Annotated in this window: 21 protein-coding genes; 13 read left to right on the top strand and 8 right to left on the bottom strand. The window is 76.4% G+C overall.

Translation table 11 applies throughout. The features are described 5' to 3' along the window. Positions 1-13: 13 nt before the first annotated feature. Complete coding sequence (locus CS2_RS10250; protein ID WP_070319905.1) at positions 14-577, bottom strand: mycothiol transferase; 564 nt, start codon at positions 575-577, stop codon at positions 14-16. A 207-nt stretch (positions 578-784) separates the two neighbouring features. On the opposite strand from CS2_RS10250, the gene CS2_RS10245 reads away from it, so the two are divergent. The 3 genes from CS2_RS10245 to CS2_RS10235 are packed head-to-tail and all read left to right on the top strand — an operon-like array spanning position 785 to position 3,185. Next, positions 785-1,915 (top strand): FtsX-like permease family protein, encoded by a 1,131-nt coding sequence (locus tag CS2_RS10245; protein ID WP_174524300.1) that lies wholly within the window; start codon positions 785-787, stop codon positions 1,913-1,915. After that, entirely contained in the window at positions 1,912-2,601 is a 690-nt protein-coding gene (locus CS2_RS10240; protein WP_070319904.1) for an ABC transporter ATP-binding protein, read from the top strand. The genes CS2_RS10245 and CS2_RS10240 overlap by 4 nt, the downstream gene beginning before the upstream one ends. 14 nt (positions 2,602-2,615) lie before the next feature. After that, entirely contained in the window at positions 2,616-3,185 is a 570-nt protein-coding gene (locus CS2_RS10235; RefSeq protein WP_070319903.1) for a TetR/AcrR family transcriptional regulator, read from the top strand. A 43-nt stretch (positions 3,186-3,228) separates the two neighbouring features. Here the strand turns inward: CS2_RS10235 and CS2_RS10230 are convergent, their stop codons facing one another. Continuing rightward, positions 3,229-4,113 (bottom strand): ArgP/LysG family DNA-binding transcriptional regulator, encoded by an 885-nt coding sequence (locus CS2_RS10230; RefSeq protein WP_070319902.1) that lies wholly within the window; start codon positions 4,111-4,113, stop codon positions 3,229-3,231. Between the two features lie 70 nt (positions 4,114-4,183). On the opposite strand from CS2_RS10230, the gene CS2_RS10225 reads away from it, so the two are divergent. From CS2_RS10225 to CS2_RS10215, 3 genes are all read left to right on the top strand, one after another. Continuing rightward, positions 4,184-4,987 (top strand): LysE/ArgO family amino acid transporter, encoded by an 804-nt coding sequence (locus tag CS2_RS10225; RefSeq protein WP_070319901.1) that lies wholly within the window; start codon positions 4,184-4,186, stop codon positions 4,985-4,987. Positions 4,988-5,200: 213 nt separating this feature from the next. Next, positions 5,201-5,731, top strand: coding sequence for a GNAT family N-acetyltransferase (locus CS2_RS10220; protein ID WP_070319900.1), 531 nt, complete (start codon positions 5,201-5,203; stop codon positions 5,729-5,731). 51 nt (positions 5,732-5,782) lie between these two features. Continuing rightward, entirely contained in the window at positions 5,783-6,706 is a 924-nt protein-coding gene (locus tag CS2_RS10215; protein ID WP_070319899.1) for an NADP-dependent oxidoreductase, read from the top strand. A 35-nt stretch (positions 6,707-6,741) separates the two neighbouring features. On the opposite strand, the gene CS2_RS10210 is transcribed toward CS2_RS10215, so the two are convergent. From CS2_RS10210 to CS2_RS10200, 3 genes are read right to left on the bottom strand one after another with little or no spacing between them, the layout of a single operon-like run. Beyond that, positions 6,742-7,983, bottom strand: coding sequence for an alpha-amylase family protein (locus tag CS2_RS10210; protein WP_070319898.1), 1,242 nt, complete (start codon positions 7,981-7,983; stop codon positions 6,742-6,744). A gap of 24 nt (positions 7,984-8,007) precedes the next feature. Next, positions 8,008-8,994 (bottom strand): uroporphyrinogen decarboxylase family protein, encoded by a 987-nt coding sequence (locus tag CS2_RS10205; protein ID WP_070319897.1) that lies wholly within the window; start codon positions 8,992-8,994, stop codon positions 8,008-8,010. After that, positions 8,991-10,373, bottom strand: a complete 1,383-nt coding sequence (locus CS2_RS10200) for an aminotransferase class I/II-fold pyridoxal phosphate-dependent enzyme (protein WP_070319896.1) — start codon at positions 10,371-10,373, stop codon at positions 8,991-8,993. The genes CS2_RS10205 and CS2_RS10200 overlap by 4 nt, the downstream gene beginning before the upstream one ends. Positions 10,374-10,541: 168 nt before the next feature. Between CS2_RS10200 and CS2_RS10195 the strand changes: the two genes are divergently transcribed. Genes CS2_RS10195 through CS2_RS10165 form a run of 7 tightly spaced genes read left to right on the top strand, consistent with a single transcriptional unit; the run spans position 10,542 to position 19,985 of the window. Further along, positions 10,542-11,978, top strand: a complete 1,437-nt coding sequence (locus CS2_RS10195; RefSeq protein ID WP_082740070.1) for an amidase — start codon at positions 10,542-10,544, stop codon at positions 11,976-11,978. A 30-nt stretch (positions 11,979-12,008) separates the two neighbouring features. Further along, positions 12,009-13,148 (top strand): ABC transporter substrate-binding protein, encoded by a 1,140-nt coding sequence (locus tag CS2_RS10190; RefSeq protein ID WP_070319894.1) that lies wholly within the window; start codon positions 12,009-12,011, stop codon positions 13,146-13,148. Further along, on the top strand, positions 13,148-14,203 hold the full coding sequence (locus tag CS2_RS10185) for an ABC transporter ATP-binding protein (protein WP_070319893.1): 1,056 nt from the start codon (positions 13,148-13,150) through the stop codon (positions 14,201-14,203). Before CS2_RS10190 ends, CS2_RS10185 begins: the two co-directional genes overlap by 1 nt. Beyond that, positions 14,200-15,093 carry an ABC transporter permease gene (locus tag CS2_RS10180; protein ID WP_217997379.1) on the top strand — a complete coding sequence of 298 codons (894 nt, stop codon included), beginning with the start codon at positions 14,200-14,202 and terminating at the stop codon, positions 15,091-15,093. Before CS2_RS10185 ends, CS2_RS10180 begins: the two co-directional genes overlap by 4 nt. Next, positions 15,086-15,895 carry an ABC transporter permease gene (locus CS2_RS10175; protein ID WP_070319892.1) on the top strand — a complete coding sequence of 270 codons (810 nt, stop codon included), beginning with the start codon at positions 15,086-15,088 and terminating at the stop codon, positions 15,893-15,895. The genes CS2_RS10180 and CS2_RS10175 overlap by 8 nt, the downstream gene beginning before the upstream one ends. A 9-nt stretch (positions 15,896-15,904) precedes the next feature. Then, positions 15,905-18,025, top strand: a complete 2,121-nt coding sequence (locus tag CS2_RS10170; RefSeq protein ID WP_070319891.1) for a hydantoinase/oxoprolinase family protein — start codon at positions 15,905-15,907, stop codon at positions 18,023-18,025. Next, positions 18,009-19,985 carry a hydantoinase B/oxoprolinase family protein gene (locus CS2_RS10165; protein WP_070319890.1) on the top strand — a complete coding sequence of 659 codons (1,977 nt, stop codon included), beginning with the start codon at positions 18,009-18,011 and terminating at the stop codon, positions 19,983-19,985. The genes CS2_RS10170 and CS2_RS10165 overlap by 17 nt, the downstream gene beginning before the upstream one ends. 3 nt (positions 19,986-19,988) lie before the next feature. On the opposite strand, the gene CS2_RS10160 is transcribed toward CS2_RS10165, so the two are convergent. From CS2_RS10160 to CS2_RS10150, 3 genes are all read right to left on the bottom strand, one after another. After that, the gene (locus CS2_RS10160) at positions 19,989-21,116 is read right to left on the bottom strand and encodes a 6-phosphofructokinase (protein WP_087510517.1); all 1,128 of its coding nucleotides are present in this window, start codon (positions 21,114-21,116) and stop codon (positions 19,989-19,991) included. Between the two features lie 145 nt (positions 21,117-21,261). Beyond that, on the bottom strand, positions 21,262-21,600 hold the full coding sequence (locus CS2_RS10155; protein WP_046529585.1) for a YnfA family protein: 339 nt from the start codon (positions 21,598-21,600) through the stop codon (positions 21,262-21,264). Positions 21,601-21,671: 71 nt separating this feature from the next. Beyond that, positions 21,672-22,736, bottom strand: a complete 1,065-nt coding sequence (locus CS2_RS10150) for a serine hydrolase domain-containing protein (protein WP_082740068.1) — start codon at positions 22,734-22,736, stop codon at positions 21,672-21,674. Positions 22,737-22,982: the final 246 nt, after the last annotated feature.

The following is a 22,982-nucleotide window of genomic DNA, read 5'->3' as shown; positions in this document are numbered from 1 at the left end:
GGCGGGGCGCGGGTCAGGGCTGCGGCGGGTCCTCGCCGACGAGCCCGTCGACGGCCTCGCGGAACAGGTCGGCGTGGCCGAGGTGCCGCGCGTACTCGGCGTTGAGGTCGATCAGCACGCGGCGGCGGCTGGGCCGGCCGTCCGGCCACTCGACGTCCGCGGGCGCGTCGAGGCCGCCGTCGGCGGTGACGCGCGCCCACGCCTCGCGCGACCGCGCGACCGCGGCCTGCCAGCCGCGGTAGAGCTCGGCGGGGGAGTCGTCGGCGGCGGAGCGCCAGTCCCACCCGGGCCAGTCGTCGGGCGTCGTGCCCGTCCACGGCTCGACCCACGGCCCGGCGCCCAGCCGGGTCGCGACGACGTCGTCCTCGACGAGCGTGAGGTGCTTGACGAGCCCCGCGAGGGTCATGGCGGACGGCGGGAACGCGCGGTGCAGCGCGGCGGCGTCGAGGCCGCCGACCTTCCAGGCGAACGTCGCGCGCGAGCGTTCGAGCATGAAGAGCAGGTGGTCGACCTCGCCCGCGTCGAGCGGGGGCTCGGTGATCGTGGTGTCGAGGGCGGGGGTGTCGTCGTCGCTCATGTCGCGACGGTAGGTCCGCGCCCGGTCGGCCGCCTTCCGGGCGGGCGGTCGGTCCGCCGCCTCCGGCGTCGTCCCGGACGTCGGGGGCCCGCGTGCGGGGTGTGACCACGGCCACGCGGTGCGCCGGGGGTTTGTCGACATCGCGTCGATAAGATATCGACAGAGCGTCGACAAAAGGCGCGTGCCACCACGTCGAGAGGTCTCACCGTGTTCGTCGCCCTGCGCGAGCTCGCGTTCGCGCGTACCCGCTTCGGACTCATGGGCGCCGTCGTCGCGCTCATCTCCGTCCTCATGGTCCTGCTGTCCGGGCTGTCCTCCGGCCTCGTCGTCGACGGCGTCTCCGGCCTGCTGCGCAGCCCGATCACCGCCGTCGCGTTCGCCGAGGGCACCCGCACCGACTCCGCGTTCACCCGCAGCCTCGTCTCGTCGGCCGAGCGCGACGCGTGGGCCGCGCGCGACGACGTCGCCGACGCCGAGCTGCTCGGCACGGCCATCGTCAACGCCCGCAACGACGACGGCACCCCCGTCGACCTCACGCTCTTCGGCGTCGAGCGCGGCGGCTTCGTCGAGCCCGCCACCGGCGAGGGCCGCGCGCTCGCGGGCGAGGGCGAGGTCGTCCTCTCGTCGTCCGCGCGCGACGAGGGCGTCGAGATCGGCGACGTGCTCACCGTCGACCGCGTCGGCACGGAGCTCGAGGTCGTCGGCTTCACGACCGACCAGCGCACCTTCGGGCACGTCGACATCGGCTTCCTCGACCTGCGCACCTGGCAGGAGGTGCACGTCGGCGTGCCCGACGGCGGCCCGCTGCCCGCCGACACGTACGACACCGCCTCGGTCGTCGCGCTGCGCGGCGTCGACGGCGCCCTGCCCGACCTCGCCGCGGGGGACGCCGCCGCCGGCACCGCGGCCCGCACCGTCGAGGACGCGTTCGACTCCTCGCCCGGCTACAGCGCCGAGATCATGACCATGCAGCTCATCCAGGGGTTCCTGTACGCGATCTCCGCGCTCGTCGTCGGCGCGTTCTTCACGCTCTGGACCGTGCAGCGCACGCGTGAGCTCGCCGTCATGCGCGCCATCGGCGCGTCCACGCGCTACCTCGTCACCGACGGCCTCGCGCAGGCCGCGATCCTGCTCGTCGCGTCCGTCGGCGTCGGGCTCGGCATCGGCCTCGGCCTGGGTGCGCTCGTCACCGGCACCGGCATGCCGTTCGCGCTCGAGACGGGCCCGATCGTCACCGGCGCGGTCCTGCTGCTGGGCCTCGGCCTGGCCGGGGCCGGCGTCGCCACCGTCCGCATCGCCCGGGTCGACCCGGTCACCGCGCTGGGAGAGAACCGATGACCACCACCACCTCCACCACCCGCACCGGCCTCGGCCTCCACGACGTCACGCTGACCTTCGGGGACGGCGACACGCAGGTCGCCGCGCTCGACCACGTCGACCTCGCGGTCGCCCCGGGCGAGATCGTCGCCGTCGTCGGCCCGTCCGGCGCCGGCAAGTCCAGCCTGCTCGCGGTCGCCGGCGGCCTGACGCGCCCCACCTCGGGCCGCGTCACGGTCGACGACGCCGAGCTCACGCAGCTCTCGGGCCGCGCGCTGGCCCGGTTCCGCCGCGACCACCTCGGCTTCGTCTTCCAGTCCGGCAACCTCGTGCCCGCGCTCACGGCGATCGACCAGCTGCGCCTCGTCGAGAAGATCACCGGCCGCCCGGCCGCGACCCCGCCCGCCGAGCTGCTCGAGGCCGTCGGCATGACCCCGCACGCGCACCGGCGCCCCGGGCGGCTGTCGGGCGGCGAGCGCCAGCGCGTCGGCATCGCCCGCGCGCTCGTCGCGTCGCCGTCGGTCCTGCTGGTCGACGAGCCGACCGCCGCGCTCGACCGCCGCCGCAGCCACGAGATCGTCGAGCTGCTCGCACGCCAGACGCACGACCGCGGGTTCGCTACGGTGATGGTCACCCACGACCACGACGTGCTCGAGCACTGCGACCGCGTGCTGGAGATGGTGGACGGGCGCCTGTCGCCCGCCTGACACGAGGAGGACGCGTGCCCCGGATCACCGCAGCATCGGTCCCGGAGCACCGCGAGGCGCAACGCCGGGCGATCCTCGACGCCACGCGCGCGCTGCTCACCGAGCGCCCCGACGTCGAGCCCACGTTCGCGGACGTCGCGGCGCGGGCCGGCCTGGGGCGCTCGAGCATCTACCACTACTTCCCGTCCCGCGAGGACCTGTTCCGGGCGGTCGTGGTCGACGCCCTGCCGCGGTGGCGCGAGGCCGTCACCGCGGCGACCGACGCCGCCGGGACGCCCCTCGACAAGGTCGTCGCCTACGCCGACGCGAACCTCACGCTCGTCGCGGACGGCGAGCACGCGGTGATCTCGTCGCTCGCGACGTTCCACCCCCGTGCGTTCAGCGACCCGTGGGTCGCCGACATGCACGGGCGGCTCATGGACCCGCTGCTCGACGCGCTGCGCGACGCGGACCTCGACGCGCCCGAGGTCGTCGCCGAGCTCGTCACCGCGGTGGTGCACCGCGCGAGCGCGCTCGTCGAGGGCGGGGCGGACGTCGGGGTCGTGCGCGACGCGATGCGGCGGCTGCTCGCCCGCCGACCCTGACGGTCGGGCAGGCGGGCGCTCGGACGGGCGCTCGGGCGGTCGGTCAGACGGGCGTCGCCAGCGCGGCCCGGGCCCCGGCCCGCAGCGCGTCCGCGACCGCGTCGAGCGCCGCCGTGCGCAGCGACCACTGCTGCCAGTGCAGCGGCACGTCCACCGCGTCGTCGGTCAGCGGCACCAGGCGGCCGGCGCGCTCGTCGGCGTCGGACTGCTGCGCCGGGAGCATGCCCCAGCCGAACCCGAGCCGGACCGCGGCGGCGAAGTCCGCCGACGCGGGCACGAGGTGGCGCGGCGGACGCGCGGGGTCGACGCGCCGCGCGCGCAGCCAGCGGTCCTGCAGGCGGTCGGCGGCGTCGAACACGACCACGGGGGCCACGGCGAGCGCGGCCGCGCGCGGGCCGTCGGGGAACCAGCGGTCGACGAACGCGGGCGCGGCCATCGGCCGGTAGCGCATGACGCCCAGCGGCTCGACCGTGCATCCCTGCACCGCGACGGCCTGCGACGTGACCGCGCCCATCACGGACCCGTCGCGCAGCAGGTCGGCCGACCGCTCCTGGTCCTCGCGGACCAGCCGCAGCGCGACGTCCCCGGCCAGCGGTGCGAGCGCGGGCAGCGCCCACGTGGCCAGCGAGTCGCCGTTGACCGCGAGCGTCACGTGCGGGACCGTCGCGTCGCCCGCGAGGTGGCGGGTCGCGTCGGCCGTGAGGGCGTCGAGCTGGCGCGCGAGGCGCACGAGCGGCTCGCCCGCGGCCGTCGGGCGCACGGGCCGGTCGCGGCGCAGCAGCACCGCGCCGGCCCGCTGCTCGAGCGCCTTGATGCGCTGGCTGACCGCCGACGGCGTCACGTGCAGCGCGCGGGCGGCGGCGTCGAAGGTGCCGAGGTCCGCTGCCGCGGCGAGCGCGCGCAGCTGCCCCAGGTCCCAGTCGGCCATGCAGCCACGCTAACGGTCCGTGCAGAACTTTCGCTGTACTGGTGATCGAGCGGTGCCTAGCGTCGTCCGCATGTGGACGTCCGCCCTCGCCGGCCTCGGGTTCGGCCTCGCGCTCATCGTCGCCATCGGCGCGCAGAACGCGCACGTGCTGCGCCAGGGGCTGCGCCGCGAGCACGTCGGCGCCGTCGTCGCGGTGTGCGCCGCGTCGGACGTCGTGCTGATCGTCGTCGGCACCGCGGGCGTCGGCGGCACCATCGCCGCCAGCCGCACGCTCACGGTCGTCATGACCGTGCTGGGCGCCGGGGTGCTGCTCACCTACGGCGCGCTCGCGGCCCGGCGCGCGGTGCGGGGCGGCGAGACGCTCGTGGTCGAGCCGGTGCCGGTCGCGGCCGGTGCGGCACCCGGTGGTGCCCCGCTCGTCGCCGTCGGGGCGGGGGCCGGTGACCCGCCGGCCGAGGCGGCGGTCGACGGGGGCGCGGCGCTCCCGGCCGCGACCGGTGACGGCCGGGTCGCGCGCGAACGGGGTGGTGACGGCGGGACCGGGACGACGGCCACCGGCGCGCGGCCGGGCGGACGCGTGCGGCTCGGCGCGGTCGTCGCGACGACCCTCGCGCTCACGTGGCTCAACCCGCACGTGTACCTCGACACCGTGGTGCTGCTCGGGTCCGTGGCCGCCGGGCACGGGGACGCCCGGTGGTGGTTCGCCGCCGGGGCGTGCGTCGGCAGCGTCGTCTGGTTCACCGCGCTCGGGTACGGCGCCGCGCTGCTGCGCCCCGTGTTCGCGCGCCCCGCCGCGTGGCGCGTCCTCGACGCCGTGATCGCTGCGGTGATGGCGACCATCGCGACGACCCTCGTCCTCGACCTGCTCGCGTGACCCCCGCGCCGAGCCCCACCTCGCCCGGTCCTCCTCGACGGGCAGCGCCACGGCGCGACGGACACCCGCGTGCCGCTGTCCGTCGTCCGTGCCGCTGTCCGTCGGCGGTGCGGGGGGTGCGGGGGGTGCGGGTGCGGGGTGCGGGCTGCGGCGGGGTGGTGGTGGGGACGGACGTCCCGCGTCGGCCCGTGCGGTGGGCGGGACGCTGCCCGGGTGGACCCGATCACGACCGAGCGCCTGACCCTGCGCGACTTCCGCCCCGACGACGGTGCGGTGCTGCACGCGTACCTCGGCGACCCCGACGTCGTGCGGTTCGAGCCCTCCGGCCCGCAGGACCGTGCGGCGTGCGACCGGCAGGCGGCCGAGCGGGCCGACGACCCGCGGTTCGTCGCGGTCTGCCACGGCGACGTGCTCGTGGGGCACGTGTACCTGGCGTCGGCCCCGCAGCCGCTCACGTGGGAGCTGGGCTTCGTCTTCCACCCCGCGCACGGCGGCCGCGGGTACGCGACCGAGGCGGCGCGCGCGCTCGTCGACCGGACGTTCGCGGCGGGCGCCCACCGGGTCGTCGCGGGCTGCGACCCGCGCAACGAGAGGTCGTGGCGGCTGCTGGAGCGCCTCGGCATGCGGCGCGAGGCGCACCTGGTCGAGGCGGCGACGTTCCGCACGGCGCCCGACGGCGCGCCCGTGTGGCACGACGCCTACCGGTACGCGGTGCTCGCGCGCGAGTGGCCCACGTCGCCCTGACGGCGCGCGGGGTGCGGGAACACGACGGCCCCGGGGCGTGGTTGCCCTGGTATGCGTGCCATCACCTACGACCGCTTCGGCGGCTCCGACGTCCTGCAGCTCACCGACCTCCCGGAGCCGAAGGTCGGCCCCGACAGCGTGCTCGTGCGGGTGCGCGCCGCGTCCGTGAACCCCGTCGACTTCAAGGTCCGCCAGGGGTACCTCGACCCGATCATGGACATCCAGTTCCCGGCCGTGCCGGGCTGGGACGTCGCGGGCGTCGTCGAGCGCGTCGGCCTCGACACCCCGGAGCTGTCCGTGGGTGACGAGGTCTACGGGTACGTGCGCCGCGACTGGCTGCACGGCGGCACGTTCGCCGAGTACGTGGCCGCACCTGTGCGGACGCTCGCGCGCAAGCCCGCGTCGCTGAGCTTCGAGGAGGCGTCGGCCGTGCCGCTGGCCGGGCTCACGGCCTTCCAGACGATCGAGCGCGCGGGCGTCGCCGCGGGGCAGACCGCGCTCGTGCACGCCGCCGCCGGCGGCGTGGGGCAGTTCGCGGTGCAGATCCTGCGGGCCCGGGGCGTGCGCGTCATCGGCACGGCGTCCGAGCGCAACCACGACCACCTGCGCGCGCTGGGCGCCGAGCCCGTGACGTACGGCGAGGGCCTGGTCGACCGCGTGCGCGCGCTCGCGCCGCAGGGCGTCGACGTCGTGCTCGACTACGGCAGCGACGACCTCGTCGCCACCACGCGCGCGGTGCTCGCCGACGGCGGCACGGTCGCGTCGATCGTCTCGGCCGACGCGCGCACCGAGCTCGGCGGCCACTACGTGTGGGTGCGGCCCAGCACGGCCGACCTGGACGCGCTCACCGCGCTCATCGAGGACGGCGCCGTGAAGGTCGACGTCGCGCAGGTCTTCGACCTCGCGGACGCCGCCGCGGCGCACGACCTCGTGGCCGGCGGGCACGTGCGCGGCAAGGTCGTCGTCCGCGTCTGACGTCGGTGCGCCGCGCGACCGGGCGGAGCTCGCGCTCAGCGCGCGAACAGCACCGTGCCGTCGGCGTCCCGCACCGTCGCGTGCGGTGCGTCGGTGACGTCGAGCTCGACGTGCAGGCGGTGCGCGCCGTCGGCCGACGTCGCGGTGTACCGGTAGCGCGTGTTCGACAGCTCGTCGGCGGTGGTCCGCGCGGTGTGCAGCCACGCGTGCCGGCGGCGCAGCGCGACGAGCTCGCGGTGCACGGCCAGCGACGCGCGGGCGCCGTCGTCGAGGTCCGCGGGCGACGCGGGCAGCGCGGGCCGGATCGCGTCGTCGCCGCCCTCGCGCTCCTCCTTGAGCCCCGTCCAGCCGAGCTCGTCGCCGTAGTACAGCGACGGCACGCCTCCGACGGTCATCAGCACGACGAGCGCGAGCACGGCCGCCTCGGGGCCCACCTGCGTCGCGATCCGCGTGACGTCGTGGTTGCCGACGAACGTCTGCGGCACGAACGCCTCGAGGAGCGTCGTGTGCCGCCCGAGCGCGTGGTCGAGCTCCCAGAAGTTGCGGTCGAGCAGGCTGCTCCAGACGGCCTTCCACAGCTCGTACTGCGTCACGGAGTCCATGCCGGACGCCGCCACGACCCCCGCGTAGTCGCCGTGGATGACCTCGCCGACCACCCACGCGTCGGGGTGCCGCTCGCGCACCGCCGGCAGCACGCGCGCCCAGAACGCGGGCGGCACCGCGTACGCGGCGTCGAGCCGCCAGCCGTCCACGCCGCGGTCCAGCCAGTGCGTCATGACGTCGGTGACGTACGCGGCCACCGCCGGGTCGTCGTGGTTCAGCGCGACGAGCGCGCGGTGCCCCTCGAAGTCCGCCGTGCGGGGGCCGTCGGGGTGGTCCCAGTCGACGCGCAGGAGCCCGGCGCGCGGTCCGTCGCGGCCCTCGGCGAGGACCTGCGCGACCAGCGGGTGCTCGGCGCCGACGTGGTGGAACACGCCGTCGAGCAGCACGCGCAGGCCGCGCTCGCGCGCCGCCGCGAGCAGCCGGTCGAGGTCCGCGTCCGTGCCCAGACGCGGGTCGACGCGGTAGTGGTCCGTCGTGTCGTAGCCGTGCGTCGACGACGCGAACACCGGTCCCAGCAGCAGGCCGTTCGCGCCGAGCGCGACGACGTGGTCGAGCCACGGCAGCAGCCGGTCGAGGCGGTGCGGCGCGGGCGCGGCGTCGGGTTCGCGCACCGGCGCCCCCACCGCACCCAGCGGGTACACGTGCCACCAGATCGCGTGCTCGACCCAGCCCACGACACCACCTCCCGTGCCGTGACCCTAGCCCCCGAGGGCCCGGGTCTCCTCGACGAGGGCCCGCAGGTGGGCGGGTGGCACGGCGAGCGGGTACGAGCAGGCCGGTGCCACGACCAGGCGCCCGCCGGTGGCCGCCCACGCCGCGCGGACGGCCGCGCGGACGCCCGCCGGCGTGCCGTCGCGCAGCACGCTGACCTGGTCGACGCCGCCGAGGACCGGGCGTCCCGTCAGGCGCATGCCCTCGGCCAGCGCGGGGCCGGGTCCGGTGTGCTCCCAGCTGACGAGCTCGGCGGGCAGCGCGGGCGCGACCTCGAGCAGCGGCTCGGGGAGGTGGAAGTGCACGACGCGCAGCCAGGTTGCGGAGGCGGCCTCGAGGACCTGCCGGTCGCCGTCGAGCGCGACCTCGCGGTACGTGCCGGCGTCGACCAGGCGGTGCGAGGCGGGGAACAGCGAGAGGTAGACGCCGTCGGCCCCGGCGTCGACGAGCGCCTCGACGAGCGCGACGAGCGTCCGCGTGATGGTCGCGAGGCCCGCGACGACGGCCGCGCGGTCGTCGCGCAGGTGCGTCAGCAGCACGTCCTCGCCCGCGAGGTACCGGGCGACGGACAGCGGGCTGAACACGGTCGGGAGCACCGGCACGTCGGGGCCGACGCGTGCGCGCGCGAGGCGCACGGTCGTGATCTCGCGCGCGAGGCTCACGACGTCGGCCGGCACGAGCTCGGGCAGCGCGTGCCAGTGCGCGGGCTCGCTCACGGGCCGGTGCAGGTAGTCGCGGACGCCCAGGGGGTCCCCGCGGTCGACGGTCCGGGCGCCCCAGCCCTCGGCGAGGTAGGCCGCGGACGGCGTGAGCTTGAGGACGTCGAGGTCCAGCGCGTCGCGGTGCCGGACCTCGGCGTCGACGTGCGCGGCGGCGTCCTGGTCGGCGCCGGGCCAGTGCCGCCACACGGTCACGGCGGGGCGGTCGGGTCGCTCACCCGCGAGGGTCGCGCGGACGCGCTCGGCGGGGGTCACGTGGCCGCGACCTGGGAGCGTGCGGCGTCGGCCAGCAGCCGCGCGAGCTCGGCGAGGTGCGCGTCGGCGGGCAGCTGCGGGCTCGCGACCCGCAGCAGGGGCCGCGCGGGTGCGCCGACGAACGTCCGGCCCGACGCGACGAGCGTGATGCCGTGGCCGGAGAGCTCGGCGAGGGCCTGCGCCTCGTCGTGCGCGGGCAGCCAGACCAGCAGGCCGCCGGGGGACACGACGGCGTCGGTGCCGAGGTCCGCGAGCGCGGCGACGAGGTTCTGCGCGGTCGTGAGGTAGTCGCGGGCCGCCGCGTCGGCGAACGCGCGCGCGGCGGGGTCGAGCAGCATGTGCGCGAGCGCGTTCTGCAGGATGCGGCTCTGCGCGAGGATCCCGTGGCTGCGCAGCAGGCGGATGCGCTCGACGAGCTCGCGCGCGCCGCCGACGACGGTGGTGCGCAGGTCGAGGCCGAACGCGCGGCAGTACGACGCGAGCCGGACGACCCGGTCGGGCAGGAGCGTGCCGAGCGTGTGGGTGCCACCGGGGTGCAGCGTGCCGAGGACGTCCTCCTCGACGACCCAGGCGTGCGGCGCCCGGGTGCGCAGGACGTCCGCGAGCTCGGCGGCGCGGTGCGGGTCGAGCACGCTGTCGACCGTGAGCGTGCCCTCGGGCTGCAGCAAGAAGGTCGTCGCGCCGGCGGCGAGCGCGGCCGCGAGCGAGCCGGGCTCGGGCCCGCGCTCGTCCGACGTCACGGGCACGACGCGGTAGCCGAGCGAGCGCAGGTTGGCGACGGTGCCCGGGGTCGTGGGCTCCTGCACGGCGACGGTCCCGCCGGGCGGGGTCGCGGCCTCGCAGGTCAGCAGCGCGGCCTCGCCCGAGCCGGAGACGGTGCTCCACTCCTGCGCGGGGAACGGCCACTCGCCCTCGACGGCGGTGCGCAGCAGGTCGGTGATGTGCTCGCGCGCGAGCGAGTGGGTGCGGGGCTCGGCGAGGCTGAGCTCGAACGCGCGGCGCAGGTCGGGCAGGTCCTCGGCGGCGGGGTGCGCGCTCGTGAGGTCGACGGACGCCCAGCCGTCGAACTCGCGGGGGGCGGCGGCCTGCGGCCACGCGTCGGCGCCGACGACGACGGTGCCGCCGCGGCGGCGCGTGCGCACGAGGCCCTTCTCGACGAGGCGCGCCCACACGGCGGCGATCGAGGACGTGCTCGCGCCGCTCGCGGCGGCGAGGTCCTTGATGGTGGGCAGCCGGGTGCCCGGCGGCAGCGAGCCGTCGGTGATGCGGCTGACGAGCAGCTCGGTGAGCGCGCGCGGCGGCAGCCCCTGCACGTCGGTGAGCAGGAGGTCGGTGACGTCCTCGCGTGGCGCCCCCTGGCGCGTCGGTCCCTGGGCCATAACATCCGAGAACATAGCGGTACCCCGGTGCCGCGTGCGAGGCCGTCCGTGCGCACGGGCTCGCGACCCCGTGGCGCTCGTGCCGCTGCGGCCCGGGGCGATCTCAGCAGGTGAGAGTCGCGTGAGGCCGATGGACGCCCGACCAGGTCTCCACTATCTTCACCAAATGTGTCGGGAAATCATCCGCTAGATAACTCGGTGACGGGGATCGCCGAGCGCGTGCGCTCGGGCGCCCTGAGCGCCGTGGCGGTCGTCGAGCGCGCGCTCGACGCGATCGACCGGCTCGACCAGGACGTCCGCAGCGTCGTCTGGCGCGACGACGACGCCGCGCTCGCGCGCGCCGCCCGCCTCGACGCGCTCGTCGCCGACGGCCGCGACGTCCCCCCGCTCGCGGGCGTGCCGATGACGGTCAAGGACCTCTTCGCCGTCGCCGGTCAGCCCCAGGGCCGTGCGTCGCTCGCGTACGACGACGACCCCGCACCCCGCTCGGCGCTGCTCGTCGACGCCGCCGTCGACGCAGGCCTCGTGCAGGTCGGGCGCGCCGCCGCGCCCGAGCTCGGCATGACCACGTCGGGCGAGAGCGACCGCTGGGGCGTCACCCGCAACCCCTGGGACCTCGACCGGTCGCCCGGCGGGTCCAGCGGCGGCTCCGCGGCGTCGGTCGCGGCCGGGATCGTGCCCGTCTCGCTCGCGAGCGACGGCGGCGGCTCGATCCGCGTGCCCGCCGCGTTCTGCGGCGTCGTCGGCCTCAAGCCGTCCCGCGGCCTGCTGCCCACGCGCGTGCAGGGCTGGGCCGGCGGTGCGGTCGAGGGCGCCATCACGCGGACCGTGCGCGACAGCGCCTACGTCCACACGCACCTCGCGCGCGACGACCGGCACGCGTGGACGCTGCGCGGCGGGCCCGCGCCCGACCTCGTCGCCGCGCTCGAGCGCCCCACGCCCGCGCTCCGCGTCGGCCTGCTCACCGAGGCGTTCGACCCCGCGATCGACGTCGACCCCGCGTGCGCCGCGGCTGCGCGCGGCGTCGCGGACCGGCTCCGGGCCGCGGGCCACGACGTCGTCGACGTCCACCCGAGCGCGGCCACCGCCGAGGTCATGGACATCTACCCGCGCACGATCATCCCGACGTGGCTCGCGCTCGACCCGCCGCCGCGGCCCGAGCTGCTGCCCGCGCACGTGCAGCGGCACCTCGCGCACGCCGCCGGGATCGACGCGACCACCTACGTGCGCGAGGTCCTGCGCTTCCAGGAGCTCGCGCGGCAGATCGTCGCGGACCTGTTCGACGACCTCGACCTGCTCGTGACCCCCACGACCGCGACGCGCGTCCCCGCGGTCGGCGAGGTCCGCGCCGAGCTCCTCGCCGCCGGGGGCCCGACGTCGCGCACCTGCGCCGTCTACGAGCGCACGCTCGCCTTCACGACCGTGCCCAGCGTCATCGGCTCGCCCGCGCTGTCGCTGCCGACGCACGTCGACGACGACGGGCTGCCGCTGGGCGTCCAGCTGGTCGGGCGTCAGCGCGGCGACGGCCTGCTGCTGCAGGTCGGCCGGGACCTCGAGGAGCAGCTGCGCTGGACGGACCGATGTCCGTCCGTCGCGCCCCGCTGACCCGTCGACCCACCCCAGGAGCACGTCGCCATGTCCCCCCGCACCACCTCCCGCGCCACCTCTCTCACCGCGCTGCGCACCGGCGCCGTGCTGTCCGTCGCCGCGCTCACCCTCACCGCCTGCGGCGCCTCGACCGACGGCGGCACCGGCACGTCCGGCGACGCCACCGCCGACGGCGACCTGTCCGGCCAGACCCTCACCGTCGCCGCGTACGCCGGCTCGTGGGGCGAGTCGTTCACCAAGGCGTTCGTCGAGCCGTTCGAGGAGGCCACCGGCGCGACCGTCGAGCTGGTCCCCGGCGGTCCCGCCGAGTGGCTCACCGCGCTGCGCTCGTCGTCCGGCGGCGAGCCCGCCTACGACCTCGTCGCGTTCACGCCGAACGTCATCCCGAGCGCCGTCGCCGCGCGCGTCGTGCAGCCCCTCGACACCGACCGCGTCGCCGACTGGGCCGACCTCAACACGACGCTCGTCGCGCAGAGCAACGTCGGCGACGTGCAGTACGGGCTGCCGCTCACCGTCGGGTCGACCGGCCTGGCCTACCGCACCGACCTCGTCACCGACCCGCCCACCGACTGGTCGGACGTGTTCCGGCCCGAGCTGTGCGGCCACGTCGGCGTCTCGCCGCTCACCTTCAACACGGGCGTCGAGTTCCTCGCCGGTCTCGTCAACGAGGCCGGCGGCTCCCTCACCGACCCGGCCGACGTCGACGCCGCGTTCGACCGGCTCCAGGACCTCGCCGACTGCGCGTCCGCGTTCCCGGCGGACGGCACGTCCGTCGAGACGGCGCTCGCCAACGGCGACGCGTGGATCTCCGCGCACTGGGACGGCCGCGCGTTCGTCCAGCAGAACCAGGGCCTGCCCATCGGCTACGCGTACCCCGCGTCGGGCTCCGTCGGCGCGCTGACCTCGTTCTTCGTCACCGAGGGCACCACGCACGAGGACCTCGCGTACGCGTTCCTCGACTACCTCGCGTCGCCCGAGCACCAGCCGGTCTTCTCCGAGGGTACCTGGTACGCGGCGTCGAACGACACCAACGTCTACCCCGAGAAGTTCGCCGAGCAGATCACCAGCGGCCCCGGCGCGTACGACGACTTCGTATGGGTCGACTACGAGGCGATCACGCCGCAGCTGGCCGACCTGCAGGCGCGCTGGCAGGAGATCTTCGGCTGATGACGTCGGGACGCGTCGAGGTCCGTGACCTGCGGCTCGGCTACCACGGTGAGCTCGTCCTCGCGCTGGACGAGCTCACCGTCGAGCCGGGCGAGTTCGTCTCCGTGCTCGGACCCTCCGGGTGCGGGAAGTCCACGCTGCTGTCCGCGCTCGCGGGCTTCGTCGAGCCCATGGCCGGCACGGTGCACATCGACGGCGAGGACGTCACGCACGTCCCGCCGCACCGCCGCGAGACCGGCATGGTCTTCCAGAGCTACGCGCTGTTCCCCCACCTGACCGTGCGCCGGAACCTCGAGTACGGGCTGCGCGCCCGCAAGGTCCCGCGCGCCGAGCGCGACGCGCGCGTCGCCGAGGCGCTCGCGCTCGTCGGCCTCGAGGACTTCGCCGGCCGGTACCCCCGGCAGCTGTCCGGCGGGCAGCAGCAGCGCGTCGCGATCGCGCGCTCGCTGGTCACCCGCCCGCGCGTGCTGCTGCTCGACGAGCCGCTGTCGAACCTCGACGCCAAGCTGCGCCGGTACATGCGGCACGAGCTGCGCGAGCTGCAGCAGCAGGTCGGCACCACCATGGTGTTCGTCACGCACGACCAGTCGGAGGCGCTCGCGACGTCCGACCGGGTCGTGCTGCTCGCGGGCGGCCGGCTCGAGCAGGTCGGCACCCCCGAGGACCTGTACCGCCGCCCGCGCACCGCGTTCGTCGCGGACTTCGTGGGCGCGGCGAACGTCCTCGACGTGCGGACCGGGCCCGGCGGCGAGCCCCGGGTGCTGGGGCGTCCCTACGACGTCGCCGCGCCCGCGCCGGCGCGCGTCGCGCTGCGGCCCGAGGTGCTGCGGCTGCGGGCCGTGACCGGCACCGACCCGGAGGGCTCCGTCGTCACGGTCGTGTCCGTCGGCTTCGGCGGCGAGCGGTACGACTACCGCGTGCGCACGGCGGACGGACGGACGCTGCTGGTCTCGCCCCCCGCCGACACCGCGCCGCACCCCGTCGGGACGTCGGTCGCGCTGCACTGGGAGCCCGGAGCCGTCGTGCCGCTCGCCGACGAGGACGGCGCCGCGTGAGCGCGGTCGCGGCGGCGCCCCGCGCACGGCGGTGGCCCCGCGTGCGCCCGGGCGTCGTGCCCGCCGTGCTCCCGACCGTGTTCGTGCTCGTCGCGTTCCTGCTGCCGCTCGCGGGCCTCCTGGTGCTGTCGCTGCGACCCACCGACGCGTTCAACTTCGCGCTGCCCGGGTTCAGCCTGCGGCAGTACCGCGAGGTGCTCACCACGCCCTACCTGTACCGCTCGCTGCTGGAGAGCCTGTCGCTCGCGGTGCGCGTCAGCGTGACCTGCCTCGTCCTGGCGTACCCGGTCGCGTGGTACCTCGCGCGCGCCGCGCACGGGTGGCGCAAGACCCTCGTGTTCACGGTGACGCTCTCGCCGCTGCTCGCGTCCGAGGTCGTGCGGTCCTTCGGCTGGCGCATCGTCATGGCCGGCGAGGGGCCCGTGAACCGCACGCTGCAGGCGCTCGGCCTCACCGACGCGTCGCTGCCGCTGCTGCGCTCGCCGTGGACCGTGTTCCTCGCGGTCGTCCACGTGCTGCTGCCGTTCGCGGTCATCGCCCTGACGGCGTCGCTCGGGGCCATCGACGACGCCGTGCTGCGCGCGTCGGCCGACCTCGGCGCGTCCGCCGCGCAGACGTTCCGGCGGGTCGTGCTGCCGCTGTCCGCGCCCGGCCTGGTCGCGGGCGCCGTCATCGTCTTCTCGCTCACCATGGGGATCTACGTGACCCCGCTGCTCGTCGGCGGGGCGAACCAGCCGCTCGCGGGCCTGCGCGTGCAGAGCGAGGCGATGGTGACGTTCAACCAGCCCCGCGCGGCCGCGCTGAGCTTCGTGCTGCTGCTCGTGACGCTCGTCGTGTGCGCGGTCGTCACCGCCGTCGGTCGCCTCGCCGAACGGGGGACCCGTGGCTGACCGGTCGCGCACGCACCGGCGCACGGCCGGCCGCGTCGCGGCCGCGGTCCCCGTCGCCCTGGTGTGCGCGTTCCTGCTGCTGCCGCTCGTGGTCGTCGTCGTCAGCTCGTTCGCGGCGCAGAACAGCTTCCGGTTCCCGCCCGAGGGCTTCTCGCTGCGGTGGTACGGCGAGGTCCTCGGCAACCCCGCGTGGGTGTCGTCGCTCGCGGTCTCGGCGCGGCTCCTGCTCGTCGTCGTGCCCGTGGTCGTGCTGCTGGGGACCCTCGGCGGGTACGCGGTCGGCGCGGGGGACTTCCGCGGCCGGCGTGCGCTCTCGCTGCTGTTCGTGTCGCCGATCATGGTGCCGTCCGTGATGCTCGGGCTCGCGCTGCTGCACCAGCTGCAGGTCGCGGGCCTCGTCGGCTCCGCCGTGGGGCTCGTGCTCGCGCACGTCGTCGTCACGTTCCCGTTCTGCGTGCGGGTCGTGGCCGTGAGCGCCGCCGCGCTCGACGCGCGCCTCGTGCGCGCCGCGCAGGACCTCGGCGCGTCCCCGCTGCGCGCGTTCCTCACGGTCACCGTGCCGCTGCTGCGGCCCGGGATCGTCGCGGGCGCGTTCCTCGCCGCCGTCATCTCGCTCGGCGAGGTCGCGGTGTCGGTGTTCGTGTCCGGCGCCCGCACCGTGACCGTCCCCGTGCGCGTCTACTCCGCCGTGCAGGTGCAGATGGAGCCGTCGGTCGCCGCGATCTCCACGCTCATGCTCGTCGCCGCCGTCGCGGTGATCGCGGTCCTCGACCGCACCCTGCGCATCTCCCGCTTCCTCTAGGACCCCACCATGACCGCAGCACCCCGGTGGCGCGTCGGCGTCGACGTCGGCGGCACGTTCACCGACCTCGTCGCCGTGCCCGCGCACCGCACCGGCCACGACCTGTCCCGCCTCGTCGCGCACAAGGTCGCCAGCACGCCCCACGACCCGGCCGCCGCGGTCGAGGAGGGGCTGCGCGGCCTCGCCGAACGCGGCGTGGCCTTCGCGGACGTCGCGTCGGTCACCCACGGCACGACCATCGGGCTCAACGCGATCCTGCAGCGCCGGGGCGCGCGCGTCGCGGTGCTCACGTCCCGCGGGCACCGCGACCTCGTGCAGATCGGCCGCGCGCGGCTGCCCCGCTCGTTCGACCTGCACGCGGCGCCGCCCGCACCGCTCGTGCCGCGCGACCGCGTCGTCGAGGTCGACCTGCGCTTCGGCGCCGACGGCACCCCCGTCGCGACGCTGGACGAGCCCGCGTACGCCGCGGCCCGGGACGCGCTCGCGGCGACGACCGCCGCGGCGGTCGCGGTCTGCCTGGTGGGCGGGTACGCGGCACCCGCCGCCGAGGCCGCCCTCGCCGCGCGGCTCACCGCCGACCTCGGGGTGCCCGTCACGTCCGCGGGCGCGCTGTGGCCCGAGTCCGGCGAGTACGAGCGCACGGTCCTCGCGGTCCTCGACGCGCAGGTCCGGCCGCTCATGACCGCGTACCTCACGTCGCTGCGCGACCGGGTCGCGCAGCTCGGCCTCACCGCCCCCCTGTTCATCTCGACGTCCAACGGCGGTTCGGTGTCGCTCGCCGCCGCGCTCGAGCGCCCCGTCACCACCGTGCTGTCCGGCCCCGCCGCGGGCGTGTCGGCCGCCGGGCTGCTCTGGCCCGACCGCGACGTCGTGACGCTCGACATGGGCGGCACCAGCAGCGACATCGGCGTCGTGCGGTCCGGGCACCCCGCGGTCACCACGACGACGTCGATCGGCGACCACCCGCTCACGATGCCCGTGGTCGACGTCGAGGCGATCGGGGCCGGCGGCGGGTCCGTCGCGTGGGCCGACGGGTCGGGCGCGGTCGTCGCGCTGCGCGTCGGCCCCCGCAGCGTCGGCGCCGTGCCCGGGCCCGTCGCGTACGGCCAGGGCGGGCAGCACCCCGCGCTCACCGACGCGTACGTGCACGCCGGCGCGATCGCCGACGGCGCGTTCCTGCAGGGCCGCATGCGGCTCGACGCGGCCGCCGCGACCGCGGCGCTCGACGCGCTCGGCGCCGCGCTCGCGGACCCCGGCACGGACGACGCGACGGGCGTCACCGACGCCGTGCTGCGCACCGCGACCGCCGGCATGTCCACCCGGGTCCGCACCGTGCTCGCGCGCCACGGCGAGGTCCCGGACGCGTTCACGTTCGTGGCGTTCGGCGGTGCCGGCGGCACGCACACCGCGCTGCTCGCGCACGAGCTCGGCGTCCGGCGGGTCGTCGTGCCCGCCGCCGCCGCCACGTTCTGCGCGCTCGGCGCGGCCCTCGCGCCCGTGCGGCGCGACCTCGTGCGCTCGATCCACGCGCGCGCCGACGACGCGGGCACGCGCGAGGTCGACGCGGTCGTGCGTGCGCTCGCCGCGACCGCCGTGGACTGGCTGCAGGAGCAGGGCGTCGGCACGGAGGGCGAGCTCACGGTCGCGGTCGACGCCCGCTACGACGCGCAGCCGACCACGCTCACCGTCGACGTCGCGCACGTCGGCACGCCGGACGTGCGCGCCGGGCTCCCGCCGCTGCGCGCCGCGGACGTCGCCGACCTGTTCGCGCAGGCGCACACGCGCTACCACGGCTTCGCCGACCCGAGCGTGCCCGTCGTCGTCGAGGCCGTCCGCGTGGCCGTGCGCGGCGCGCAGGCGCCCGTCGTGCGCACCGGGGCCCGCGACGGCCTGCGCACGGTCGCGCACCGGCGGCTGCGGGTCGACGGCCGCTGGCACGACGCCGCCGTGCTCGCCCCCGCGCCCGACGGCACGACCGACGCCGTGCCCGGGCCGGCGGTGGTCGAGAAGGGCGACACGAGCGTCGTCGTGCCGCCCGGATGGACCGTCACGCTCGACGCCGCCGCCGACCTCGTGCTCACCCGCACGGCCACCACGCAGGGAGGGGACCGCAGTGCTCACGGTGCTTGAGCGCGAGCTCGGCCAGACGCGTCTGGTCGCCGCGACCGAGGAGATGTCGCTCACGCTGCAGCGCGCGAGCCGCAGCCTGTACGTGCGCGAGACCGCGGACTTCGCGTGCGCGATCGCCGACACCTCGGGCCGGTTCGTCGCCTACCCGCAGGGCATCGGCGTCTCCGGGTTCCTCGGGCTCGACGTGTCCCACGCGGTGCGCACGGTCGCCGAGCGCGAGGGTCTCGCGCCCGGCGACGTCGTGCTCACCAACGACCCGTACACCTCGGGGGCGCTGTCCACGCACCTGCCGGACGTGCACGCGATCGCGCCGTACTTCGACGGCGACGAGGTCGTCGGGTACGGCTGGACGTTCATCCACGTGTCCGACATCGGGGGGCGCGTGCCGTCGTCGGTGAGCGTGCGCAACGACACCGTGCACGCCGAGGGGCTGCGCATCCCGCCCGTGAAGTACGTCGCGGGCGGCCGCGTCGTGCCCGCCGTCGACGCGTTCCTGCGCGCCAACTCCCGCACGCCCGAGCAGAACGACGGCGACCTGCACGCGATGCTCGCGGCGCTCGACCGCGGCCGCACGCGCGTCGCGGACCTCGTCGCCGCGCACCCCGGGGACGGGCTCGCGCAGATCGGTGCGCACGCGCGCGAGCAGACGGCCGCGCGGGCCCGGCGCGCGCTGTCCCGCCTCGCCGACGGCGAGTACGTCTTCGACGACTACCTCGACAACGACGCCGTGAGCGACCTGCCGCTGCGGGTCGCGCTCCGGGCGACCGTGCGCGGCGGGCACCTGCGCCTCGACTTCACCGGCACCGACCCGCAGGTCGAGGCCGCGCTCAACATGGTCACGCAGGGGCGCGCGCACTCGTGGGTCCTCACGCGGGTGTTCGCCCTCGTCGGCACGCTCGACCCCGACGTGCCGCTCAACGGCGGGCTCATGGACGTCGTCGACCTGCACGCGCCCGACGGCACGCTGCTCAACGCGCGCGAGCCCGCCGCGGTGGGCGTGCGCCACGCGACCGTGTCCCGCGTCAACGACGTCGTGTCCGGTGCGCTCGTGCAGGCCGCACCCGACGTGCTGCCCGCGGCGTCCAGCGGCCTGGTCGTGCCCGTGGTGTTCGCGTCGGCCGCGGGCGGGACCGTGCAGGTCGTCGAGCCGATGGTCGGCGGCACCGGCGGGCGTGCGGGCGCCGACGGCGTCGACGGGCGCGACAGCGGCATCTCCAACCTCGCCAACAACCCGGTCGAGGTGGTCGAGGCCACGGTCGGCGTGCGCGTCCTGCGCTACCACGTGCGCCCCGACTCGGCGGGTCCCGGGCGGTGGCGCGGCGGCTGCGGCCTCGAGCTCGAGATCGAGGCGCTCGAGCACGGGTCGCTCCTGGCGCGCGGCCTCGAGCGCACGCGGTTCCGGCCGTGGGGCTACGCGGGCGGCGGCGCGGGCGCGGCCACCGAGCTGCTGGTGAACCCCGGGCGCCCCGACGAGCGGCGGCTCGTCGTGGTCGACACGGTGCCCCTCGCGCCCGGCGACCGCGTGGTGCTGCGCACGGCCGGTGCGGGCGGCTACGGCGACCCGTTCGAGCGGGACGTCGCGGCCGTGCTGGCGGACGTCGTGTCGGGGCTCGTGTCGGTCGGGGCCGCGCGCCGCGACTACGGCGTGGCGGTCGTCGACGGGCAGGTCGACGCCGCGGCGACCGAGGCGCTGCGTGACGTGCCGCGCGCGGCGACCACGTGGGGGCGCGGTGCCGAGCGCGACCGCTGGGACGCGCTGCTGCCCGCCGCGCTGCTGGACCGGCTCGCGGCCGCGCTGCAGACCCTGCCCGTGCCGCAGCGCGCACCCCGGCGGCGCGCGCTGCTGCACGAGGTCCTCGCGGGCCTGCCGCAGGGGTTCCCCGCGGTCGACGCGGACGAGTCCGCGCTCGCGGCCGCGCGCGCGGTGGCCGAGCGGCTCGTGGCCGGGCTCGCGGGCTGACGCTCAGTCGCCCAGGCCCGTGCCCACCTGCCGCGCGGCGGCGATCCACGCGTGGTCGGTGGGCACGAGCTTGACCTTGCCCGCGACGTCCGCGAGCGGCACGGGCACGGCCTCGTCGCCGCGCGCCGCGACCATCACGCCGAACTCGCCGCGCTGCACCAGGTCGGCCGCGGCCGCCCCGAGGCGCGTCGCGAGCAGCCGGTCGGCGGCGCACGGCGCCCCGCCGCGCTGCACGTACCCGAGGATCGTCACGCGCGACTCCAGGCCCGTCGCTGCCTCGAGCTCGCGGGCCAGCTTGAACGAGTGCTCGCGCTGCGCGTCCTCGACGTGCTTGAGGTGCGTCTTCGCGGCGCGCCGCGCCTCGGGGGTCTTCGCGGACTTCACGAGCAGCTGCGCCGCCTCGTAGTCGGCGGTGTCGTCGACGTCGCGCGCGCCCTCCGCGACGGCGACGACGGAGAACGACGAGCCGCGCGCGGTGCGCTGCTTGATCGTCTCCGCGACCGACTCGATCGTGTAGGGGATCTCGGGGATGAGGATGATGTCGGCGCCGCCGGCGATGCCCGCCGCGAGCGTCAGCCAGCCCGCCCGGTGCCCCATGATCTCGGTGAGGATGATCCGGTGGTGGCTGTGCGCGGTCGAGTGCACGCGGTCCACCGCCTCGGTGGCGATCTCGGTGGCGGTCGCGAACCCGAATGTCGTGTCGGTCTCGGCGATGTCGTTGTCGATGGTCTTCGGCAGGTGCACGACGTTGAGCCCCGCGTCGACCAGGCGCATCGCGTTCTTCGCGGTCCCGCCGCCGCCGAGCATGATGAGCGCGTCCAGGCCGAGCGCGCGGTAGTTCTCGACGACGCGGGGCACCATGTCCTGCGGCTCGCCGTCCACGACGTACCGGTGCACCTTGTCGCGGCTCGTGCCGAGGATCGTGCCGCCGACCGTGAGGATCCCCGACAGCGCCTTGCCGTCGAGCTCGACGTACCGGTTCTCGACCAGGCCCGTGACGCCGTCGCGGAACCCGAACAGCTCCATGCCGTAGTGCGCGATGGCGGTCTTGCCGAACCCGCGGATCGCCGCGTTGAGGCCGGGGCTGTCGCCGCCCGCGGTGAGGATCCCGACCCGCCTGGGCTTGCCCATGTCCGCTCCCGCCGTCGCGCGGCCGGTGCGTCCCGGACCGTCGGGCCCAGCCTGGTGCACGGCCGCCCGCACGCACAAACGTCACGACGCCGCAGGTCGCGCGCGTGCCGGGGCGGCGGCCCCGCGCCGGGCGCCCGGCGCCGGGTCAGGCGGCCGCGCGCGGCCCGTACATGATGAGCGCGACGCCGACCAGGCACACGAGCGCCCCCGCGACGTCCCACCGGTCGGGCCGGAAGCCGTCGACCACCATGCCCCACGCGAGCGACCCGGCCACGAACACGCCGCCGTACGCCGCGAGGATCCGCCCGAAGTGCGCGTCGGGCTGCAGCGTCGCCACGGCGCCGTACAGCCCCAGAGCGATGACGCCCGCACCGACCCACACCCAGCCCTTGTGCTCGCGCAGCCCCTGCCACACGAGCCACGCCCCGCCGATCTCGAGCCCGGCGGCGGCCACGAACAGCAGGATCGAGCGCAGCGTGGTCATGAGGGTCCTCTCGACGCGGTCGCACGAGTATCCCGCGGGCGTCCCACCCGCGGACGGCGTCCGCCGGACGGTCAGGCGTCCAGCGCCTCCCGCAGCGCGCGGGCGACGGGCCAGGCCGCGTCGGCCGTCGTGCCGGCCACCGTGATCGTCAGGCCCGTCCTCGGGTCGTGCTGCGACCAGAACGACACGCCCGTGTCCTGACCCTCGAGCGAGACCGCGCCGTCCGGCTCGGGCAGCCACAGGCCCAGCCCGTAGCGGCCGTCCTCGGTGTCGCTGAGCACCTCCCGCATCCGGGCGACGAGGTCCGCGGGCACGATCCGCCCGGACAGCAGCGCGCCCCACAGCCGCTCGACGTCGGCCGTCGTGGTGTACGCGCCGCCGTCGCCGCCGCCCACGACGGGCAGGTGGTGCACGTTGCTGCGCCACTCGCCGTCGACGAGCACGTACCCGGTCGCCGCGTCGGCGGGCAGCGCGTCGGACCGCGGGTAGCCGGTCGACGCCATGCCCGCGGGCTCGAGCACGCGCGAGCGCACGAGCGTGTGGAACGGCACGCCCGAGGCGCGCTGCGCGAGCAGCGCGAGCAGCACGAACCCGCCGTTGCAGTACGCGAAGTCGCTGCCCGCGGGGAACAGCGTCGGGTGGCCGTCGAGGATCGGCAGGTAGTCCTCGGGGTCGACGAGCCGGTGCACGGGCACGGGCATGAGGTGCTCGGTGAGGTCGGCGTCGTCGTCGAGGTAGTCGCCGATGCCGGAGCGGTGGGCGAGCAGGTGCTCGACCGTGACGTCGTCGGCGACGAGCGGGAGGTCGTCGCCGAGCAGCGACCGCGCGGTGGTGGTGAGGGCCAGCGTGCCGTCGGCGACGAGCGCGAGGGTCGCGAGCGCGGTGAGGCCCTTCGACCCCGACGCCATGGCCACGCGGTGCGCGGGCGTCAGGGGTGCGCGGGTCCGCCGGTCGGCGGCGCCCCACGCGGCGTCGAGCAGCACCTCGGACGTCGCGGGGTCGGGCGGCGCGCCCGGGGCGGTGCGGGTCACGCGGGCGACGACGCCGGCGAGGGCGTCGGTGTCGTCGTCGGGGTCGGTCGTGGCGGACGCGATCGCGTCGTCGGCCACCTGGCGCAGGTGTGCGTCGGGGGTCATGCGCGGCGACGCTACCGGGGGCTGCGTCGTCGCCGCGACGCCATTCCAGTGATTGTGTAACAATCCGCGGGTGCGCGCCGTCCTCGCCGTCCTCCTCGCCGCCGTCTGCTTCGGCACCACCGGCACCGCGCAGGCGCTCGGCCCCACCACCGACCCCCTCGTGCTCGGCGCCGCCCGCATCGCCGTCGGCGGCCTCGCGCTCGCGGCCGTCGCGGCCGTCGTCGCGCGCCGCGCCGCGCCGCGCGC

The sequence above is a fragment of the Cellulomonas iranensis NBRC 101100 = JCM 18110 genome, from assembly GCF_001552375.1.
Taxonomy (GTDB): domain Bacteria; phylum Actinomycetota; class Actinomycetes; order Actinomycetales; family Cellulomonadaceae; genus Cellulomonas; species Cellulomonas iranensis.
The sequence above is the reverse complement of the archived record's forward strand: the minus strand, read 5'-3'. Positions and strand labels throughout refer to the sequence as shown.